This is a genomic window from Sorangium sp. So ce726, assembly GCF_051521405.1.
Taxonomy (GTDB): domain Bacteria; phylum Myxococcota_A; class Polyangia; order Polyangiales; family Polyangiaceae; genus Sorangium.
On record NZ_CP150349.1, the window covers coordinates 13,258,099 to 13,277,836 of the forward strand.

Below are 19,738 nucleotides of genomic sequence, written 5' to 3' on the forward strand. Positions count from 1 at the left end.
AAAGGAGTCACCTGCGCTGTTGAACGAGGAGCTCCTTGAGAAGGCGAAGCCTTCCAAGCTCATGCCCGCCGTGATCGCCGGAATGGTCTCGGGGACGCTGGTCGTCTCGTTCGATATCTCACTTGGCGCGCTGATCTTCAACCACGGGCTCGCCGATTACCTCTCGAGAGGGATCGGCATCATCCTGATCAGCTCCGTCATCGTCGGCGTGATCGTGTCACTCCTCAGCTCCTACAAGCCGGTGATCGCCGCGCCGCAGGAGGACGCCGCCGTCATTCTCGCCTCGATGGCGGCGGCGATCACGACGGCCATCGCGCAGAAGGACCCGGCGGCGAGCCCGTTCCCGACGGTCGTGGCCGCCATCGCGATCACCTCCGTGGTCGCAGGCGGTTTCTTCCTGCTGCTCGGCCTCTTACGGCTCGGCATCCTGGTCCGCTTCATCCCGTACCCCGTCGCCGGCGGCTTCATCGCAGGCGCTGGCTGGCTCCTCCTCCAGGGCTCGATCTCGGTGATGTCCGGCCAACCATCGACGCTCGATATTTTTCCGAGCGTGGTGATGGATCCGGAGCTCCTGAAGCGGGTCCTCCCGGGCATCGTGTTCGGCGTCCTGCTCCTCCTGGTGCTGCGGCGGTTCTCGTCGCTCCTGCTCCTCCCCGTGCTGCTCGGGGGCTCGATCGTTGTGTTCTACGTCTCGCTGGGCCTCGCCGGCGTCAGCGTGCAGCAGGTGCTCGACAGCGGCTGGCTCCTCGGTCCGTTCCCGACCGCGTCGCTCTGGCCGCCGATCGGCGCTTCGGACTTCGGGAAGGTGGACTGGGCGGTCCTGTTCGGCAGCGCGGGCAACATGGCCGCCGTCACGATCATGGCCGCCATCACCGTGCTGCTCAGCGCGTCAGGCGTCGAGCTCGCGACCGAGCAGGAGATCGATCTCGACCGCGAGCTGCGGGCCACGGGCGTCGCGAACATCGTCACGGGCCTCTTTGGCGGCATGGTCGGCTACCTGTCGCTGGCCGAGTCGTCGATGAGCTACAAGGCCGGCTCGAATAGCCGCGTCTCGGGGCTGGTCGCGGCGGCGATCAGCTGCATCGTGCTCTTCGTCGGCGCCGACGCCATCCTGTACTTCCCGCGCCCCGTCCTCGGGGGCTTGATCGCCTATCTCGGATTCCACTTCCTCATCAACACGCTCTACGAGGGCTGGTTCCGGCTGCGGCGCATCGAGTACTTCGTCATCGTAGTGATCCTCCTTGTCGTCGCCGTCCGGGGCTTCCTTGTCGGCATCGGCGTGGGGCTCGGCGTCTCGTTCATCCTCTTCGCGCTCAGCTACAGCCGCATCGAGGTGGTGCGCAACGCCATCTCCGGGCTCCACCTGCGCAGCAACGTCGCTCGCAGCGACGGTGAGGAGATGACCCTGACGGAGCGCGCCAAGCAGCTCTACGTGCTCCAGCTCCAAGGGTATATCTTCTTCGGGACGGCGTACAATCTCCTCTCGACCGCCCAGCAGCGCATCCAGAGCGACGACGGTGAGGTGCGCTATCTGCTGCTCGACTTCCGCCACGTCAACGGCATCGACTCGTCCGCCATCGCGAGCTTCCTCCGGCTCCGCAGGCTCGCCAAGGCGAACAGCGTCAAGCTCTTCTTCACGGAGGTGCGCGTGGACATCCGCAATCACCTCGAGCGGGGCGAGGTCTTCGTCGGCGACGGCGACGACGTCTGCCAGATCTACCCGGATCTGGATCGAGGCCTCGAGGCGTGTGAGAAGGACATCATCGCGGAGGCGCCGCCCAGCATGCTGCCGCCTCCGATGCTGTTCTACGATCTCCAGGATGTATTCGGCGGTCGCGATGAAATGCTACGTTTTCTCGGCTACCTCGAGCGCGTGGAGCTCCCGGATGGGTTCGATCTGTTCCGGGCCGGAGATGTCTCGAAGGAGCTCTATCTCATCGAGAGCGGCGAGCTCACGGCCTGGCTCGAGATCGGCGGAAAGAAGGTGAAGCGGCTCCGCACGATGGGGCCGGGGTCGGTCGTGGGCGAGTCCGGGCTCTACATGGGCGAGAAGCGGTCGGCGACGGTCACCGCCAGCCGGCAGTCCACGCTCTACCGGCTCTCGGAGGAGGCGCTGCGGCGAATGACGGCGGAGGCGCCCGAGCTGGCCGCGGCCTTCCATCACAACGTGGTCACGCTGCTGGCCCGGAGGATCGTGCACTCGACGGGGCCCGTGAAATCGCTGTTCAACTAGACTCGATCGGATCGGCCTGGAGCGTTGCGTTCCCGTGGAGACTCGCTTGCAGCATGGTGCGACGGCAGAACGCCTCTCGCCGGTGCGCGCTGCGCGCCGGGGAGCCGGTGTGCCCGCTCTTCAATGCTGCACGCGTGAGCACCTGGATCCGGCAGATCCGATCGAGCACGACGCGCACGAGCATCGAGCGCAGCCTGCGAACATTGCGGTCCTGTGTTCCGGTAGCGTCGAAACACGCATTGCCGTGCCGCGCGCCGTTTCACCTGGGGGAGAACAATCTCGTGTAAACGCTATCCCAGATGCGCGTGGATGCGTGGCGAACACACATTTGAATGCAATTTCGACGATCTCTTTCGGATTCAGAGCCACGGAATGTACGATTCGCCTAAGCTTGCGAACAGTCGTGGTTTCGCTCCGAATGAGAAGGCCAGTCGCGGTGCTTACTGGGCACCACATTTTCCTTGACAAGGGGACGCGCGCTTGCAATCCACGATCCATAGGGTTGCGGCCGGGGCTTCCCGGCATCCCGCGCGCGTCCTACCGGCCGATGGGGGCCTCGGTCCGCAGACGCGCTCCGCTGGTTTGCGCTTCCGGAGATCTCAGAGGCCAGCATCGCGCCAGCGAACACCCGCAGGCCTGTCCGCCTTGAGCAGCTGGAGAAAGGACAACTTATGAAAACTCAACGTCGACCCCTGATGGTATTAGCCATTCTGTTGGGTGTCCTATCGGTCGCCGCCTGCGGCAAAGATAAGGCTCCTGCTGAAGCACGTGCAGAGTCGGGCGCCAAGGAACCTGCGGCTCAGCCCTCCGAGCTCAGCGTCCTCATCTTCCCGAACTACCTGGACGATAAGAGCATCAAGGACTTCGAGACGCAGAACAACGCCCGCCTGCGGCTCACGATCTACGACTCCACCGAGGAGATGGAGAGCAAGCTCGCCTATGCGGGCGCCGACGCGCAGTACGACGTCGTCGTGATGGCGGCCCACGCCAGCGGGCGGCTCGCGCGGCGCGGGCTCATCCGCCCCCTGGATCACGCCCAGCTCCCCAACCTGAAGAACCTCGAGTCGCGGTTCTCGGGCCCGAACTTCGATGAGAGCAACAAATATTCTATCCCCTACCAGTGGGGCACTGTCGCGATCATCTACAACAAGAAGAAGATCCCCAACATGGATCCGACGTGGGGGGTGCTCTTCGACGCCCAGAAGACGCCGGGGACGTTCGTGCTGATCGACGAGATGCGGGACATGGTCGGCGCGGCGCTGAAGTACAAGGGATTTTCCAGCAACACGTCGAAGCCTGAAGAGATCCGGGAGGCCGGGCGCATCCTCAAGGAGGCCAAGAGCAATCCGAAGTGCCTCGGCTTCAAGGGCGGCATCGGCGCGACGCAGGACGTGAAGGGCGGCTCCGTCGACATGGCGGTCGTCTGGAACGGGGACGCGCAGAAGGTGGTCTGGGAGGACAAGGATCGCCTCGCCCTCGTCATTCCGAAGGAAGGCTCCGTGATCTGGGTCGACGTGATGACCGTGCCCACCAAGTCGCCCCACCCCGAGATGGCTCACAAGTTCATCAATTACATGCTGACCCCCGACGGCGGCGCGCAGCTCTCGATGATGACGAAGTACGCGACCCCGAACAGCGCCGCGCAGGCCAAGCTGCCGGTCGAAGACCGCACGAACCAGCTCATCTATCCGACGGGCGATATGGCGACCCGCCTGGAGGCCCATCGTGATCTCGGCGAGTCGGCCAAGCTCTACGACGAGGTCTGGGCGGCCGTGAAGTCGAACTGACCGCGAGGCGATGGCGCGCCAACGAGGTGCTCAGCCTCCGATCACGCCGATGCCCATCCTGCGCGACGTGCCGGTGTCGAGCGCACGCCCGAGCTGGAAACCGGGCCGCTGCGTGGAGTCCCTTGCAAAACTGAATGCTTCGTTGCCATCGACGTGTCACTCTGGCGCGGCGCTCGTCTCGCCGGCGCGTCCCCGACGCGTGAGCGACGAGCCCGGCTGGAGCGCGCGGCGTAGCTCGCTGCCACCGGAGCGCACCGCGCCCAAGGCGTCCGATGCGACGCGGTGGAGCGTGTCGATCTGAAGGTAAGGACCCCCATGGAAGATCATCGCTCCAAGACCAGTTCTCGTGCGAGAGGCATGATCGTAGACAACGCGTTCACGGGCGAGAGCCTCTATGGCATCCGGCGCGAGCCGACCTACAGCGGTGCGCTCTCCTTCCTGCGCCGCAAGTACACGCGCGACCTGACGGGCGTCGATGTGGCGGTCACCGGCATTCCCCTCGACACGGCGACCAGCAACCGCCCAGGGACGCGCTTCGGTCCGCGCGCGGTGAGGGAGGCCTCGGCGCACCTCGCGTGGAACCGCCCTTACGGCTATGAGTTCGATCCGCTCGACCGGCTCGCCGTGGTGGACTACGGCGACTGCGTCTGGGATTACGGGCGTCCGGAGGAGAGCCCTGCCGCCATCGAGGAGCACATCGGCCGCATCCTCGACGCCGGGGTGACGCCCCTCTCGATCGGGGGGGATCATTTCGTGAGCTATCCGATCCTGCGCGCCGTGTCCAAGCGGCGCGGGAAGCTCTCGCTGATCCATTTCGACGCTCACTCCGACACGTGGAGCGACGAGGTCGGATCGGGTCGGGTCGATCACGGCACCATGTTCTTCCACGCGGCGCGGGAGGGCCTCGTGGAGCCCAGCCGCTCGGCGCAGATCGGGCTCCGCACCTACAACGCCGATACGCTTGGCTTCCAGGTGCTCGACGCGCCCTGGATTCATCGCCATGGCGCGAGGGCGGTGATCGAGCACGTTCGTAACATCGTCGGAGACCACGAGGTTTACCTGACGTTCGACATCGATTTCCTCGATCCGAGCTTCGCGCCCGGCACCGGCACGCCGGTCTGCGGGGGGATGTCCACCGCGGTCGCGCTGGAGATCCTGCGGGGTCTCCAGGGCATCGCGCTCGTCGGCATGGATGTCGTGGAGGTCGCGCCCGCGTACGACGTGGGTGAGATCACGGCGCTTGCGGGGGCGACCATCGCCCAGGAGGGGCTCGGGCTCATCGCGTGCCGGCCTGGCGCAAACAAAGCAAGGGAGCCGGCCGAGGGAGAGCGGCGTTAGAGCGACGGTCACCCGCTTCGGATACGGGCCCATCTCGTCGTTTTCGGTGCTCAGCGCACAGGAGTGCGCTTCCGCGCCGAAAACGCCGATCTGGACCCGTCTCCTGTGCGGGAGACCGCCGCTCTGCGTCGCGTCTACGAGCGTGTCCGGCGGCGCGGAGAGCGCTCTCGGTACGGCGTGAACACGGCTTCTGGCGAGTCTTCGGTGAACTGGCGGAGCACCCGGTTCAGCCCGCGCGTGCCGTGTGCGCGGACCGTCTGGACGCGGTCGAGATCGAGCACCTCCCCGAGGTACTCCTCCCCGGAGCCGCCCAGGAAGAGGACGCGGCCCTCGGGATCGACCGCGATGGAGCGCCCGCCGCCGATCTCCACCGCGGCGTTCACGTTCACCACATAACACTGGTTCTCGATCGCGCGGGCGCGGGCGAGCACGAGCTCCTCCTCGCGATCCGGCGTCGTGGTGAGCGTCGGGTGCAAGATCACCTCGGCGCCGCGCAGCGCCAGGCCGCGCGCGACCTCGGGATACCAGCCATCGTAACAGATCATGAGCCCCAGCCGGCCGACGCGCGGGATGTCGAACACGGGAGCGGGCTCATCGCCCGGCGCACAGGTCTCGAAGGGCATCCAGGGATAGAGCTTGCGGTACCGGGCGACGAGCTTGCCGCTCGGCGAGAAGACGACCGCGGTATTGTGCAGCTTGTCGCCCGCGCGCTCGTAGATCGACCCGGCGCAGAGCCATCTCCCAGCCCTGCGCGCGATCGCGCCGAGCCGCCTCGTGAGCGGCCCCGGGATCGGCTGGGCGAGCTCGTGCGACGGGGAGGTGTGGCGGAACGGGTGATCCCCCGTGAGCCACAGCTCGGGAAACAGGTAGAGCTGCGCCTCGGGGAACGAGGCCCCCAGCGTCTGTACCTCGCGCTCGAGCTTCTCGAGCGTCGCAGCAGGGTCGCCGGGCACGGGCCGGGACTGGACTCCGATGACGTGGAGGAGGCGAGCCATACCAGCGACCTTATACACCCCGTCTGCGGCGCATAGGCGTTAACCAAGCTTCGCGCCGCGTTCTCCTACATCCGAACGTTTACGTGGACGTTTACGTGGTCGTGGTCGTGGACGTGGTCGTGGACGTGAACGTTAACGTGAACGTGGACGTGAACGTGGTCGTGGTCGTCAACGGTAGGTCGTGAACGACCACGACCACGACCACGTAAACGTCCACGTAAACGTTCACGTCCACGTTGGTGATCGATGGTGGGGTGGAGGGCTTCGTGCGCTGAGCGCGACCGAACGAGCTTGGTTATGCCCGCTGCGGCGTGCGTCCGAGGGGAGTCGCGAACGTCGCGCCGGGGAGGCGCCTGGCGAGCTCGCTCAGGTGGTCGGCTCGATCAACCCGCGCGATGCCGCGATCACCTCGGCCGTGGCGAAGTGCGCCGACTCGAGGGCACCCTGCGCCCAGCCCGTGTAGAGACACGTGTGATCGCCGGCGAAGACGACGCGCCCCTCACCGCGCTGGAGATCCGCGATCAGGTCGGTCTGATCAGGCCGGTACGCGGGCCAGCCGCCTCGCGTGTACGGCTGGTGGTGCCACGAGAACGACAGCCCCTTCTGGAAGTACTGCCGGGCGTTCGGGAAGAACGACTCCATCGTCTTGAGCCCGAACTCGATGCGATCGGCCGCGGTGGGCAGCTCGTCGAGCGCCGCGGCGTTGCGGTCCTGCACGTACGCCGTGAGGATGCCCGAGGTGCCCGCCTGGAGCGAGGTCAGGTCCCACAGACGCTCGATGGGCGTGGTCGTGCATGCCGCGAGCAACCCGATGATGCCCTCATCCGCCCAGAACCGGTGCGAGAACTGGAAGTTGAGGCGGGTGACGGTGAACATCGGGATCTCCGACGCAGCGCGGTGCTTGGGGCCGGAGAGCGGCGGGTCGAACGCGACCTCGAGCAGGATGCGGTGGGGGAGCGCGCACACCACGAAGTCGCCCTCGATCGTCTCGGGGTCCCCGTTCCTGAGGAACTCGACGGACACTCCGTCCTCGCGGGAGATCACCCGCTGAACATGGGCCCCCTTGAGGATGCGATCGCCGAGATCGTCAGCGAACGCGGTGGTCAGGCGGTCGTTCCCGCCGGCGATCGCGTACGTGTGGAACCACTTGGCGTCGAGCCTCTGGTTCGCGGACCAGGCGAGGCCGCTGAACATCTCGATCTCCGTTCCCTCGTACGCCCGGCAGATCTCCCTCGCGGCGAACGAAGCCCCGGTCCGATCCAGGCTGCGGTAGAACGTCTCGCCCGAGAAGTCCTTGCGGACAGTGGCCGGTGGCCACTGCGCGTCCCGCGGGTCTCCGATCACCGAGAACGCCTTCGCCGCGAGCTGCAGGTTGAGCGACTCCGCGTCGATGTCCCGCTCTTCTGGAGTGAGCGGAAAGTCAGCAGGATAGTGCGCTTTGCCTCGCGAGGTGCTCAGGAAGCGACTGCCCATGACGTAGTACAGCTGCGTCGCATCGAGCGGGTACTCCAGGATCTCCAGCCCGAAGTGGCGCGCATAGGCGAGCGTGAGGACGTGGGTGTCGGCGATCCGGGTGACGCCGAGCTCGGCGTACTGGTCGCCGAAGTGGTTCCGGAGCGTGTAGAAGCGACCGCCTACACGGTCATTCCGCTCGAGGATGATCGGGTCGAAGCCGGCCTTCCGCAGCGACCATGCGGTGCACAGCCCCGAAATCCCGCCGCCGAGCACGATGACACGGCGCCCGCCGCCGACGCTCGGCCACTCAGGTAGGGTGTCCCACAGCTGTGGCAACATCTCCCCTGCGGCCGCGAGGCGACGCCGGTCGTAGACGGAAGCGAACGACTGTTCGGGGACATCGATCGGGCGGTCGGGCAGCATGGACCTCTTGCTCGGGATGGCTGACAATCGTCAGGTTGGCAAAAACACCGTCAAGACGGCGCGCCACGGGCGGCATACCCAACGCGCGCTCGTCTCGTGGCCTACGGCTCGGCGCGAAAATCGGCGCCCATCGCTCTCCTGGTCGCTCCTATTCGCGGCGCGATCCGCCGAGCGGCGCGCCCGTCGTTCCGCCGTCGCTCCGGACCGCGCGCGCCGTGGGTCGCGTGATCCGAGGTCGAGGAGCGGAAATTCACGAGTGACCATGATGGACAAGCGATGTTTTGCTTTCAAGCAAAATCATGACCGCGCCGATTGTCACAAGAGGTGCGGGTCCGATGATGTGGTTACTCGGTTTCGGTTACGTCGCCGAGCATCGTCAGAACGCCGCGTTTCCTACGGCGGCGTGAGGCGAGCGCACCGATCCATACCATCGCGCCTCGATCGCGGAATGCGGATGATCATGCGTGATTTGCGCCTCGGCGCACGATTTGCACCTGGCAAGGAAGCGCCCGAGAGCGCTGCATAACGCGCGAGGGCGGTCCAGGCGCTGAGTTCACGCGAGACGCTGAATTCGCGCGTGGCGCGAACCGCGTGCAGCGGGGCAACTCCTGCCAGAGTGGAACGGTGCCGCACGTGTGGCTTGCACCACGCCTGGAATGGATGAGTCCGCCGAGACGACGCCGCCCGATGGCCCGCGAGGCGCGAGGCTACGCGCTGCGCTGGCCGCCCTGCGCTGCGGTCGAGCAGGGCGGCGCGGGGGCGGAGCGCCGAGAGGTGATGGCCGTGAGGTGGAGAGCGCGCGGCCAGGTCGGCCGCGCGATGATCAGAAGTTCAGGTTGGCAGAGAGGAGGAAGGTGCGGCCTGCCTGCGGCATCCTGGTCGCCGTGAACTGGGGCGAGATGGGGGCCTCGTACTCCCAGTCGGCGACGTTGTAGACGCCCATGTTGTAGCGGAGGCCGGCCACGTCCGCCTGGCCGGAGAGGACGACGTCCCAGATCACCGCGGGGTCGGTCTCTTCCAGGGTCTTGTCGAGGCGCGGCGACTCGACGGTGAGGCGCGTCGACAGCATCAGGGCCTTTCCGAACAGCGGCACGGTCCCCTTGACGGCGGCCATGTGCTCCGGAGAGTTGGGCACCTTCGTGAGCACTTCCTCGACGTCTCCTTCCCTGAGGTACCGCGCCCGTGAATAGGAGTAGGAGACAGAGGCCATCCAGCCCTGGCGCCACTCGCGGCGCAGCTCGGCCTCCGCGCCCAGCACGAGGATCGGATCCTTGGTGTTGTCGTACCTACCCTTGTCGTCTGCCGTGAACGAGCCGGTCTGCGCGATCATGTCGGTCATGTAGTTCACGTACCCCGCGCCGAGCAGGGAGAGCGTGGACGAGAGCCGGTGCGTGAACTCGACCTCTCCCGAGAGCACGCTCTCGGGACCGATCTGCTCTTCCTCCGGCTCGAGCGGATTGAAGCCCGGTGCAAAGAAGCTCGAGGGCACCTGCAGGAAGAGCTCGTAGATGGGCGGAGCGCGGAACGCGCGGCCACCGGTGACCTTCAGGTTGCCCCCTTCGTAGGGCTTGACGACGAGCGCGATACGCGGGCTGATCCCGGAGTTGAAGCTGAGGTTGTCCTTGCCGTAGTTGTAGTAATCGATACGAGCACCCGCGGAGACGCGGACGCGGTCGGAGGGGACGAAGTCGACAACGCCGTAGCCGGCGAGGATCTGGTAAGGGTGCGAGTCGAACAGATCCTCGTCGTTGGGGTCGAGGCCGCCCACGGGCAGGACAAGCTCATCGGTGCAGATATCACCGGCGCAATCCCTCTCCTCGATGCGTTGCCTGCCGAGCATGTGTATCTGCCCCTCGGCACCGACGGTGACCTTCAGCTCGCGGAGCGGTGAGACCTCGAATCGCTGATCGGCGAGCAGCCAGGTGTCCTGGTACTTCTCGACGTCATGGGTCGTGCCGGCACCGTCGGCGAACAGCCACAGCGTGTCATCGTAGAGCTGCATGTCGACGGCCACGCGGGTCGTCATCGAGAAGCTATCGGAGAACCGCGGCGAGAACGTGAGCTCGGCGAACCCGCGCCTGTCGCGGTAGAACGTCCTGTCGTCGCCGACCATGGTGAAGTTGGCGCCGGTCGGGAGCGACTTCTTGCGCTCGTTGTAGGACAGCTGCGCCGAGAGGGACTTGTACCAGAGCCGCCCCTGGACCGTCCCGACATTGAAGTGGTCCGCGCCGCGGGAGTTGGGATCCCCGTCCTTCCACTTGGTCTCGAGTCCCTCCGGGATCGGCAGGAAGTAGTCTCGCCCTTGGCCGTGGCCGCCGGCGACCGACAGCCACATGCCGGAGTCGCGCCCGAAGGGCACCTGCACCTGGCCGCGGCCCCGGATGAAGCCGTGCTGCGCCGCGCCCACCCCGACGCCCGCGCCGAACGACGTCGGGCGGCCCTTGGTCACGATGTTGATGACGCCGACGAACGCGCCCGTACCGTAGAGCAGCGAGCCCGGGCCACGGACGACCTCGATCCGCTCGACGTCCTCCAGGTCGGTGCGCGCCGATTGATCGGCGAAGGCCAGACCGTCCCACGTGTCGTTGATCGAGTGTCCGTTGAGGAGCACGAGCACGCGGTTGCTGTAGTCGCCGGGGATGCTGATCCCGCGGATGCCAACCCAGGAGTAGGTGCCGTCGTACGTCGTGTAGACGCCGCGCATGCCCCTCAAGGCCTCCGCGACGGTCGGATACCCCATCGCGCGGAGCTCCTGGCCCGAGATGATGGTAACCGAGCCGGGCGCGTCCTCGACGGCCTCTGCCGTACGCGACGCGGCCTCGACCTCCTCGAGCTGCCGGAGGGAGATGTCGATTCGGGTCTGCTGTCCGGCCATCACGTTGGCTGACTGCTCGACCGGGCGGAAGCCTCGCAGCGAGACGCGCACGCGGCGCTGGCCGCTTTGCACGTTGAGGACCGCGGGCGTGAAGCCCATCGGCTTTCCGTCGACCTCGACGAGCGCGTCGCGCTCATCCGCGTTGACGACGAGGCTGCCGGTGAGCGGGTTGAGCCGGTAACGCGCGGTCACCGTGCTCGCGGCCGCCACATTCACGTCCTGCTCCGACGGCTGATACCCCTCCTGCGAGAGGTAGAGGCGATGCCGGCCAGGAGGCAGCGTGAGATCGCACGGCGCGGTGCACGCCGGGGGGCCGCTCGCGTCGTTGACCCGCACCGTCGTGCCCGCCATCTCACCGACCACGCGCACCGTCCCGACGATGCGCTTCAGCTTGACCGCGACGTTCGTTTGCTCGCCGATCTTCGCCTCGACGTTCTCGACCTCCGCCGGCTCATACCCCTCGAGGTCGACGATGATCTTGTGCTTGCCGGGCTGGAAGCCGAGGAGGCGGGGCGTGTTGCCGCGGCCGCCGAGATCGCGGCGGTTGATGTACACCGTCGCTCCCGGCGGGTCCGTCGTCACGTTGATGACGGCGACGTTGGGTCGGATGCGCGCGAGCGCCTCCTCGATCGCCGGCCTGCGCGCGGCGTTGGGCTCGAGATCGAGCGCCTGAACGTAGTAGCGAAATGCGTCTGGGTACTCCTGGAGCGCCTCGTAAGTTCGGGCGATGTTGAAGATGACGTTTCGGTTCGGGACGAGCCGGTTCGACACCAGGAAGTGCTCCAGGGCGCCTCGGTAGTCACGCGCCGAGTAGCGCTCCGTGGCGATCCTGAAGTGCAGATCGGCCTCATCGGCCAGATCGTCCGCCCAGGCAGGCCGACCGGAGAATGTGAGGAGTGCTACGAGTATGAGTAGGAGTGCGGAGCGACGAAAGCTCATCTTTCGATCTCGATTCCCAACGGTCGAAGTGGAGCGCAAAGCGCCGTCCGCCGGGTCCAGCCGTCACGCAAAAACCCGGCGAGCTTGGGACGAAACAGCCGCATTGCCGGGTCAGCTTACCGTAAGCCGTCAGCCGATCCAACCTGTTCGCACAGACGGCCGAGGACCTCACGCCCGCGTGGACGCCGCTGTGTAGGCGCCCTGCGCGGAGCGCATGACAGAGTGAGCGAACCCTGGGCGGCGCGCGGTCTGGGCCCGGTACCCCGCAGGAGGCGCCGTCGGGCAAGCGTTCGAGCTCGGCGCCCCGGGGCCGAGCTGCGCGCGAGCCCGAGCGAGGTCGCGCTGCTCAGGCGCTGGTCAGGCCCAGCGCCAAGGTGAACAAGGGCTGTGCATCGCTGCGCTTACGCGCAGGAGTCCGCCGGGCTCCGCGCGGCGCGCGCGAGCCCCTTAGCCGTCCGGCGCCCGGCGCGTTGATCTCCGCCGCCTCCGCCGCCTCCGCCGCGAGCCCGGGCAGGCGGCTCAATTGTGCCTCCAGCGGGTCAGCCGTTCCAGCATGATGATGGACACGGCCACGCCGATCAGGAGGAGCGTTGAAATCGCGAACAGGTCGGTCCGCACGCCTCGCATCTGAGATTGGTAGACGTAGAGCGGGAGCGTGACCGAGCGTGGGCCGGACGTGAAGAAGCTGATCACGAAGTCGTTGAGCGACAGCGTGAACGCCAGCATGGCGCCCCCCACGATCGCCGGCCACAGGAGGGGGAGCGTGACCCTCCGGAAGTGGATCCAGGGCGACGCATAGAGGTCCATCGCGGCCTCGCTCAGCGTCGGCCCGATGGCGATGAGCCGACTGCGGACGATGAGCGTCACGAACGCGATCTCGAACGTCACATGACCGATGATCATCGTCGTCATGCTGGGCTCGAACCAATGGTCCACCACGCGGCGGAGCACGTTGAACGCCATGACCAGCACCGCCGCGAACGTGATGTCGGGAGCGACCGCCGGGATGTCCACGATCGACTCGAGCACGCGACTCACGGAGCTCGGCCACGGAAAGTGCATCCCCAGCGCGAGCAGCGTCCCGAGGACCGTCGCGATGAGCGTGGAGGCGCTGCCGAGCACCAGGGTGTTCACGGCGACCTCGCGGATCTCCATGGCACGCCGGTTGGTCTCGGGATCGGCGAAGAGATCGAGGTACCAGCGGACCGAGAAGCCGGTCCAGATCAGGCCCCGCTCCGCGGCGTTGAACGAGTAGACGGCGACCGCGAAGAGCGGCAGGTAGAGGAGCGCGAAGCCGAAGAAGGCGGCGATCGTCGTCAGCGCGCGCCAGAGGCCCCGGCCGAGCTTCACAGGATCTCCACGGAGCGCCCATTCCGGCGGTAGAGGGACACTCCGCCCAGCGTCAGAACGATGAGCACCAGGCTGAGCGCCGCGCCGTAAGGGATGTTCCGCCCCGGGCCGAACTGGTGCTGGATCAGATTCCCAATCAGCCAGTGCTTCGCGCCGCCCAGCATGTCGCTCACCACGAAGACGCTCATCGCAGGGACGTACGTCAGGAGGACTGCAACGCTGAGGCCGGGGAGAGTCTGCGGCAGGATCGCCGCAAGGAAGATGCGTAGCCGCGACGCATAGAGGTCCTGCGCGGCCTCGACGAGCGACCAGTCGAGACGATCGATGCTCGTGTAGAGGGGGACCACCGCGAACGGGAGGGAGGCCGCGACGAGGCCGATCGTGACCGCTGTCCAGCTGGGATAGACGTCGCGGCCGGGGTCGATCCAGCCGAGCCAGGCGGCGAGCTTGGCAGGCAGGAGCTGCGCCGACAGGAGGAGCTTCCAGCTGAACGTGCGGATCACGAGGTTCGTGCAGAGCGGGACGATGATGAGCGCGAGCCAGAAGAACCGCCGGCGCCGCGAGCCGCGAGCGATGAAGAAGGCCATCGGATACGCGAGCATCACGGAGGCGGTCGTCACGACCAGCGCGAGGACGATGCTCCTGATGAGGATGCGCGCATTCTCGCCGGACGCGGAGCCGAAGATGCGCTCGAACGACTCGAACGACAGCTCCCAGATCAGGGCGCCGTCCGCGTCGCGCTTGAGGAACGACACGACGAGGAGCGCCAGGCTCGGCAACAGGAGGAACACGGACAGCCAGGAGACGCCGCCCGCGATGAACAGGGAGCCCCGCGCGAGGAGCCTGCGCCGCGTCGTCAGCTGGCCATACCAGACCGTGGGCTCAGTCACTGAGCACCTCGAGCCGCTCGGCGGGCAGCGCGAGCCAGACCGAGGAGCCGGGCTTGAGCCGCGAGCGGGGGCTGAGCTGCACGCGCAGCGGCCCGGGCTCGATGATGAGCTCCACGTGATCGCCGCGGTAGAAGCTCTCCTTCACCACGCCGCGCACGCCGTTCTCCGCCGGCTCGTTCTCGCAGAGCTCGATCCACTCGGGGTGGATCGCGAGCGTGCCGTACTCCCACTGAGGCTTGCTCTGCACCCTCAGCGCGCCCACCGTCGTGAAGACGAGCGTGGCGCCGACGCGCTGCGCGGAGATGAGGTTGGCCGCGCCGAAGAACTCGGCGGCGAAGCGGCTCTGCGGCCGCTCGTACACCTCGGCCGTCGCCCCTTGCTGCTCGATGCGGCCCTTGTTCATCAGCACGATGCGGTCCGAGACGGTCATCGCCTCGTCCTGATCGTGCGTGACGAGCACGAACGTCTTCCCGAGCGCGCGCTGGAGCCGGCGCAGGTCGAGCTGGACCTCGGCGCGCAGCTTCGCGTCGAGCGCCGACATCGGCTCGTCGAGCAGCAGCACCTCAGGCTCGTTGACGACCGCGCGCGCGAGCGCGACTCGCTGCTTCTGACCGCCCGAGATCTGGTGCGGATACCGCTCCGCGAGGTCATCGAGCTTCAGCATCGAGAGGCTCGAACGCACGCGCTCGCGCACCTCGGGATCAGGGAAGCTGCGCGACCTCAGGCCGAAGGCCACGTTCTCGAACACGGTCAGATGCGGGAACAGCGCGTAGTTCTGGAACACGGTGTTCACCGGCCTGCGGTTCGCCGGCAGGTGGTCAACCGGCCTGCCCGCGAGCAGGATGTGCCCCCGATCGGCGCGATCGAGCCCCGCGATGATGCGGAGCAGCGTCGTCTTGCCGCAGCCGGAAGGCCCGAGGAGCGTGACGAACTCGCCGGCCTCGGCCGTGAACGACACGTCGTTCAGTATCTGTGTCTTACCGAAGCTCTTGCTGACGTTCTCTACAACGAGGCTGCATCCCGGGTTGCGTTCGGCCGCGCTCTCGGTCAGGGGCGCCATGCTGCGCTGCCCCGACGACGAGAAGAAGTCTCTCAACCTCTGGATCACCCCAGCAAACCCTTTGCGCGTGGCGCTTTCCGAACCGCTTCCGAAGCCTCGGAGCGTACTACGCAGACCATGATGCCCTCCCGTTGTCAACTGGGTGCGCGCCGGGCTGACCGGCTGAGCGGCGCGCGCCCGGCCGGGCTCTTTTCGCTCGCAGGCGGCGTACGCTACCGCCCTTCCCCTGGGCGTGCCACCTTTCTGCCGATCCTGCTCGCGGCGCGCTCCAGCGCCGCGCAGGGCTCGCGCGTCGCTGGAGCGCGCCCAATGCCTTCGGAGCGCGCTTCCCCTGCGCGCTCGGGCGCGCTTCGCCGTGCGTTCGGAGCGCGCTCCCCACGCGTTCGCCATGCGTTCCCAACGCGCTCCCCACGCGCTCTCCACGCACCGCTTGCCACCGCTCGGCGCCGGTGATTTCTTGGTCCCACGCATGGGCCTGAGGAACGCGAGACCCGAGTTTGGAGGCACGCGTCGCTTCCAGGTCGTTCGCGTCGTGGGCCGCGGCGGGATGGGGGTTGTCTACGAGGCCTTCGATCGCGAGCGGAAGGGCCGGGTCGCGCTCAAGATCCTCCGGAATCTGAGCGCCGACGCGCGCCTCCGGTTCAAGAACGAGTTCCGCGCGCTCCAGGACATCCAGCACCCGAACCTGGTCAGCCTCGGCGAGCTTCACGAGGAAGAAGGGCAGCTCTTCTTCACGATGGAGCTCATCCGCGGCGTCGACTTCGTGGTCCACGTGCGGCTCCACGAGGAGGGCGACGCCGGGCCGAGGGGCGAGCCCGCGGGCGGCGGGCGCCGCTCCACCCTGCCGTCGAGCCCCATGTGGCCTGCTGTGCAGGGCCCTGCCTCGGAGCCACAGCCCCGGATCAAGCGCCCCTTCCACGAGGCCCGCCTCCGCTCGGCCCTGGCGCAGCTCTCCCAGGGGCTCGCGGCGGTGCATGCGGCTTACAAGGTTCACCGCGATATCAAGCCTTCCAACGTGCTCGTCACCGCGGAAGAGCGGGTGGTCCTCCTCGACTTCGGCTTCGTCGCCGACGCGAGCGGCACAGGGCGCGAGCAGGCCATCGTCGGAACGCTCCATTACATGGCGCCCGAGCAGGCCGAGGCCAAGGCGGCCGGGCCTGAGGCGGACATCTACAGTGTCGGGGTCATGCTTTACCTCGCGCTGACCGGCGTCTACCCGTTCCAGACGGCGCCCAAGGCGGCGCTCGACATGATGCGGCGAGCGGAGCCTCCGCCGCCGAGCCGGCTCGTCGAGGACATGCCCCCCGACATCGACGAGCTCTGCGTGGACATGCTCCGCATCGACCCGGCCGCCCGGCCGACGGCGCGCGACGTGCTGCGCCGGCTGCAGGTGCAGGAGCTCATCGAGGAGCCGCCCGTCCTCTCGCAGCGCATCGGCTTCGTCGGCCGGCGCAGCGAGCTCGCCGCGCTCGAGGGCGCGTTCGCGGAGGCGAAGCTCGGGCGCGCGGTCACGCGGTTCATCGAGGGCGAGTCGGGCGTCGGCAAGAGCGCGCTCCTTCGCCGGTTCCTGGAGCGCATCGACAAGGAGGCGCTCGTCCTCGCGGGGCGCTGCTACGAGCGCGAGGCGGTGCCCTACAAGGCGGTGGACGAGCTCATCGACGGGCTGAGCCGGCACCTCGTGCGCCGCGCCCCCGAGCAGGTCAAGGCGCTGCTGCCGCCCAACGCGGGCCTGCTCGGCACGGTGTTCCCGGTGCTCCGGACGGTCCCGGCGATCACCGAGGCGCGCGCGCGGCGCAAGGCGATCGACCCGCCCGAGATCCGCGCGCTCGTCTTCGCCGCGCTTCGGGAGCTGCTCGGCCGGCTCGCGGCCGAGCGGCCGCTGGTGCTCGCGATCGACGATCTCCAGTGGGCGGACGCCGACAGCGTCGCGCTGCTCTCGGAGGTGATGCGCCCGTGGACCGAGGCCGATTTCATCGCCGCGAGCAGGCCCGGCTCGTTCGCCGGCCTCGATGGGCCCGTGTCCTCGGGCGCGCTGGTGGACCCGTCGCGCCCGCGCGCGATGATGCTCGTGGCCACGGTGCGGACCGCCTCGGAGACCGCGCCGCCCGTCTCGCGGCAGCTCGGGGTGCCGATCGACTCGCTCGGGCACATCATCGTCCACCGCCTGTCGCTCGCGGAGGCGCAGGAGCTCTGCGCGCTCCTCCTCCGGGGCGCCCAGGTCGGCCGCCCGCTCAGCATCGAGGCGATCGCGCAGGAGGCCGGCGGCCATCCGCTGTTCATCGACGCGCTCCTGCGCCACCGGATGATGTCCCCGGACACCGATGGCGGCCCCGTGCGCCTCGACGACGTCCTCTGGGCGCGGATCAGCCGGCTCGACCCGCGGGCGCGCCAGCTGCTCGAGCTCGCGGTGTGCGCCGGCGCGCCGGTGCTGACGTCGGTGGCCGCGCACGCCATGGCGGCGGACTTCGGGGAGCTCACGCGGGTGCTCTCGGCCCTGCGCGCGGCGAACCTCCTGCGGACCGGCGGCTCGGGTCAGGACGAGTTCGTCGAGCCGTTCCACAACCGCATCCGGGAGACGGTGGCGAGCCGGCTCGACGAGCAGGCGGCGCGCAGCTGGCACGGCCGGCTCGCGCTGGCGCTGGAGGCCTCGGGGCGCGCGGAGCTCGAGGCGCTGGCCGAGCACTGGCGAGCCGCCGGGGACCCCGAGCGCGCCGCCGGCTACGCCGTGCGCGCCGGCGAGCAGGCCGAGGCTGCGTTCGCGTTCGACCACGCGGCGCGTCTCTACCGCATGGCGATCGACCTCCACCTGCCTGGCGGGGCGGAGCGGCGGGTCGTGCTCGCCAAGCTCGGCGACGCCCTGAGCAGCGCCGGCCGCGGCGCCAAGGCCGCGGAGGCTTACATGGCCGCGAGCGACGGCGCCCCGGAGTCCGAGGCGATCGATCTCGGCCGCCGGGCCGCGGAGAACCTGCTCCGCGCCGGCTATGTCGACGCAGGGATGGCGGGCCTGCGCTCGGTGCTCGGCGCGGTCGGCATGCAGGTGCCCAAGACGCCGGAGCTCGCGGTCGCGTCGCTGATGCTGCGGCGCGCGCAGGTGCGCCTGCGCGGGCTCAACTTCGTCGAGCGCCCCGCCGACGAGGTCTCGCCCGAGGACCTCATGCGCATCGACGTCTGCTGGTCGGCGGCGATGGGGCTCGCCATCGTCGACCCCACGCGCGGCGCCGACTTCCAGGCGCGCAACCTCCTCCTGTCGCTCAAGGCGGGCGAGCCGTACCGCGTGACGCGCGCCCTCGCCTTCGAGGCGGCCTACCTCGCGATCGACGGCGGCCCGTCCGCGTCCCGCGTCGCCGACCTGCTCTCGACGGCGAGCGCGATCGCGGCGCGCATCGGCAGGCCTCACGCGCTCGGCCTCGTCGGCTTCGTCGGCGGCGTCACCGCGACGCTGTTCGGCCGCTGGCAGCAGGGCGTGGCCGATCTCGACCGCGCGGACACCATCTTTCGCGAGCGCTGCACCGGCGTCACGTGGGAGCGGAGCTGGGCGCACACCTTCTCGGTCTGGGCGCTCTGGTACGGCGGTGAGACGCGCGAGTTCATGCGCCGGGTCCCGATGTACCTGCAGGCGGCTGACGAGCGCGGCGACCGCTACCTCGCCACGAGCCTCCGCTCCTCGCAGAGCAACGCCTACTGGCTCGTCGGCGACGATCCCGACTCCGCGCTGCGCCAGGCGCAGGACGCCATCCGGAGCTGGTCCAAGGCGGGCTTCCAGCTGCAGAGCTACTTCGATCTCGTCGCCCGCGCGCACATCGGCCTTTACCGGGGCGAGGGCGAGGCCACGTACCGCCTCTTCGCGGAGCAGCGGGCGGGCCTCGAGAGCTCGCTCGTCCTGCGCATCCAGGCCGTGCGCATCATCATCACCCACCTCCGGGCCTGCGCCGCGCTGGCCGCCGCCGCCGCGTCCACGCCGGCCGACGCGGAGCCGCTGTACGAGGAGGCGACGCGCGCCGCCCGCAAGATCGACGCGGAGCACGTGCCCTGGGCCGACCCGCTCGCGGCCGCGGTGCGCGCCGCGATCGCCGCGGCCCGCGGCGAGGGGGAGGTGGCCGTCCAGCTGCTCGCCGACGCGGTGCGCGGCTTCGAGGCCGCCGGCATGGCCCTCTACGCCGCGGCGGCGCGGCGCCGCCACGGCGAGCTGCTGAAGGGCGACGAGGGCCGCGCCGCCGTCGAGGCGGCGAACGGCTGGATGCACGAGCAGGGCATCGTGAACCCGGACCGCATGACAGGAATGCTCCTCCCTGGTTTTGCGAGCTAGCGCGGAGCGCCTCCGAGGCACGGAGGCGCCGGGTCGGGAGAGCGGCGAGCCCCGTGCCGTGGGGCGCTCTTGGAGCGGGGTGCAGCT

The 19,738-nt window shown here is 68.4% G+C and carries 11 protein-coding genes; 4 read left to right on the forward strand and 7 right to left on the reverse strand.

The genetic code is table 11. The features are described from left to right. Positions 1–19: 19 nt before the first annotated feature. The 3 genes from WME79_RS49450 to speB all read left to right on the forward strand — a co-directional run bounded on the left by WME79_RS49450 (position 20) and on the right by speB (position 5,358). Positions 20–2,233, forward strand: a complete 2,214-nt coding sequence (locus WME79_RS49450) for a SulP family inorganic anion transporter (RefSeq protein ID WP_437530180.1) — start codon at positions 20–22, stop codon at positions 2,231–2,233. Positions 2,234–2,946: 713 nt separating this feature from the next. Continuing rightward, positions 2,947–4,020, forward strand: coding sequence for a polyamine ABC transporter substrate-binding protein (locus tag WME79_RS49455; protein WP_437530183.1), 1,074 nt, complete (start codon positions 2,947–2,949; stop codon positions 4,018–4,020). A gap of 357 nt (positions 4,021–4,377) precedes the next feature. After that, a complete protein-coding gene (gene speB / locus WME79_RS49460; RefSeq protein WP_437530186.1) occupies positions 4,378–5,358 on the forward strand; it encodes an agmatinase in 981 nt (326 codons plus the stop codon). 134 nt (positions 5,359–5,492) lie between these two features. On the opposite strand, the gene WME79_RS49465 is transcribed toward speB, so the two are convergent. From WME79_RS49465 to WME79_RS49495, 7 genes are all read right to left on the reverse strand, one after another. Next, complete coding sequence (locus WME79_RS49465) at positions 5,493–6,353, reverse strand: carbon-nitrogen hydrolase family protein (protein WP_437530189.1); 861 nt, start codon at positions 6,351–6,353, stop codon at positions 5,493–5,495. Between the two features lie 91 nt (positions 6,354–6,444). Beyond that, positions 6,445–6,588, reverse strand: a complete 144-nt coding sequence (locus WME79_RS49470) for a hypothetical protein (protein ID WP_437530192.1) — start codon at positions 6,586–6,588, stop codon at positions 6,445–6,447. Positions 6,589–6,719: 131 nt separating this feature from the next. Continuing rightward, positions 6,720–8,231, reverse strand: a complete 1,512-nt coding sequence (locus WME79_RS49475; protein ID WP_437530195.1) for a flavin monoamine oxidase family protein — start codon at positions 8,229–8,231, stop codon at positions 6,720–6,722. An 823-nt stretch (positions 8,232–9,054) separates the two neighbouring features. Beyond that, positions 9,055–12,045, reverse strand: a complete 2,991-nt coding sequence (locus tag WME79_RS49480) for a TonB-dependent receptor domain-containing protein (RefSeq protein WP_437530198.1) — start codon at positions 12,043–12,045, stop codon at positions 9,055–9,057. 519 nt (positions 12,046–12,564) lie between these two features. Beyond that, positions 12,565–13,395, reverse strand: coding sequence for an ABC transporter permease (locus tag WME79_RS49485; protein ID WP_437530200.1), 831 nt, complete (start codon positions 13,393–13,395; stop codon positions 12,565–12,567). Beyond that, positions 13,392–14,285 (reverse strand): ABC transporter permease, encoded by an 894-nt coding sequence (locus WME79_RS49490; RefSeq protein ID WP_437530203.1) that lies wholly within the window; start codon positions 14,283–14,285, stop codon positions 13,392–13,394. The genes WME79_RS49485 and WME79_RS49490 overlap by 4 nt, the downstream gene beginning before the upstream one ends. Further along, complete coding sequence (locus tag WME79_RS49495; protein WP_437530205.1) at positions 14,278–15,393, reverse strand: ABC transporter ATP-binding protein; 1,116 nt, start codon at positions 15,391–15,393, stop codon at positions 14,278–14,280. The genes WME79_RS49490 and WME79_RS49495 overlap by 8 nt, the downstream gene beginning before the upstream one ends. 421 nt (positions 15,394–15,814) lie before the next feature. Between WME79_RS49495 and WME79_RS49500 the strand changes: the two genes are divergently transcribed. Continuing rightward, positions 15,815–19,651: a serine/threonine-protein kinase gene (locus tag WME79_RS49500; protein ID WP_437530208.1), complete on the forward strand. Its 3,837-nt coding sequence runs from the start codon at positions 15,815–15,817 to the stop codon at positions 19,649–19,651. Positions 19,652–19,738: the final 87 nt, after the last annotated feature.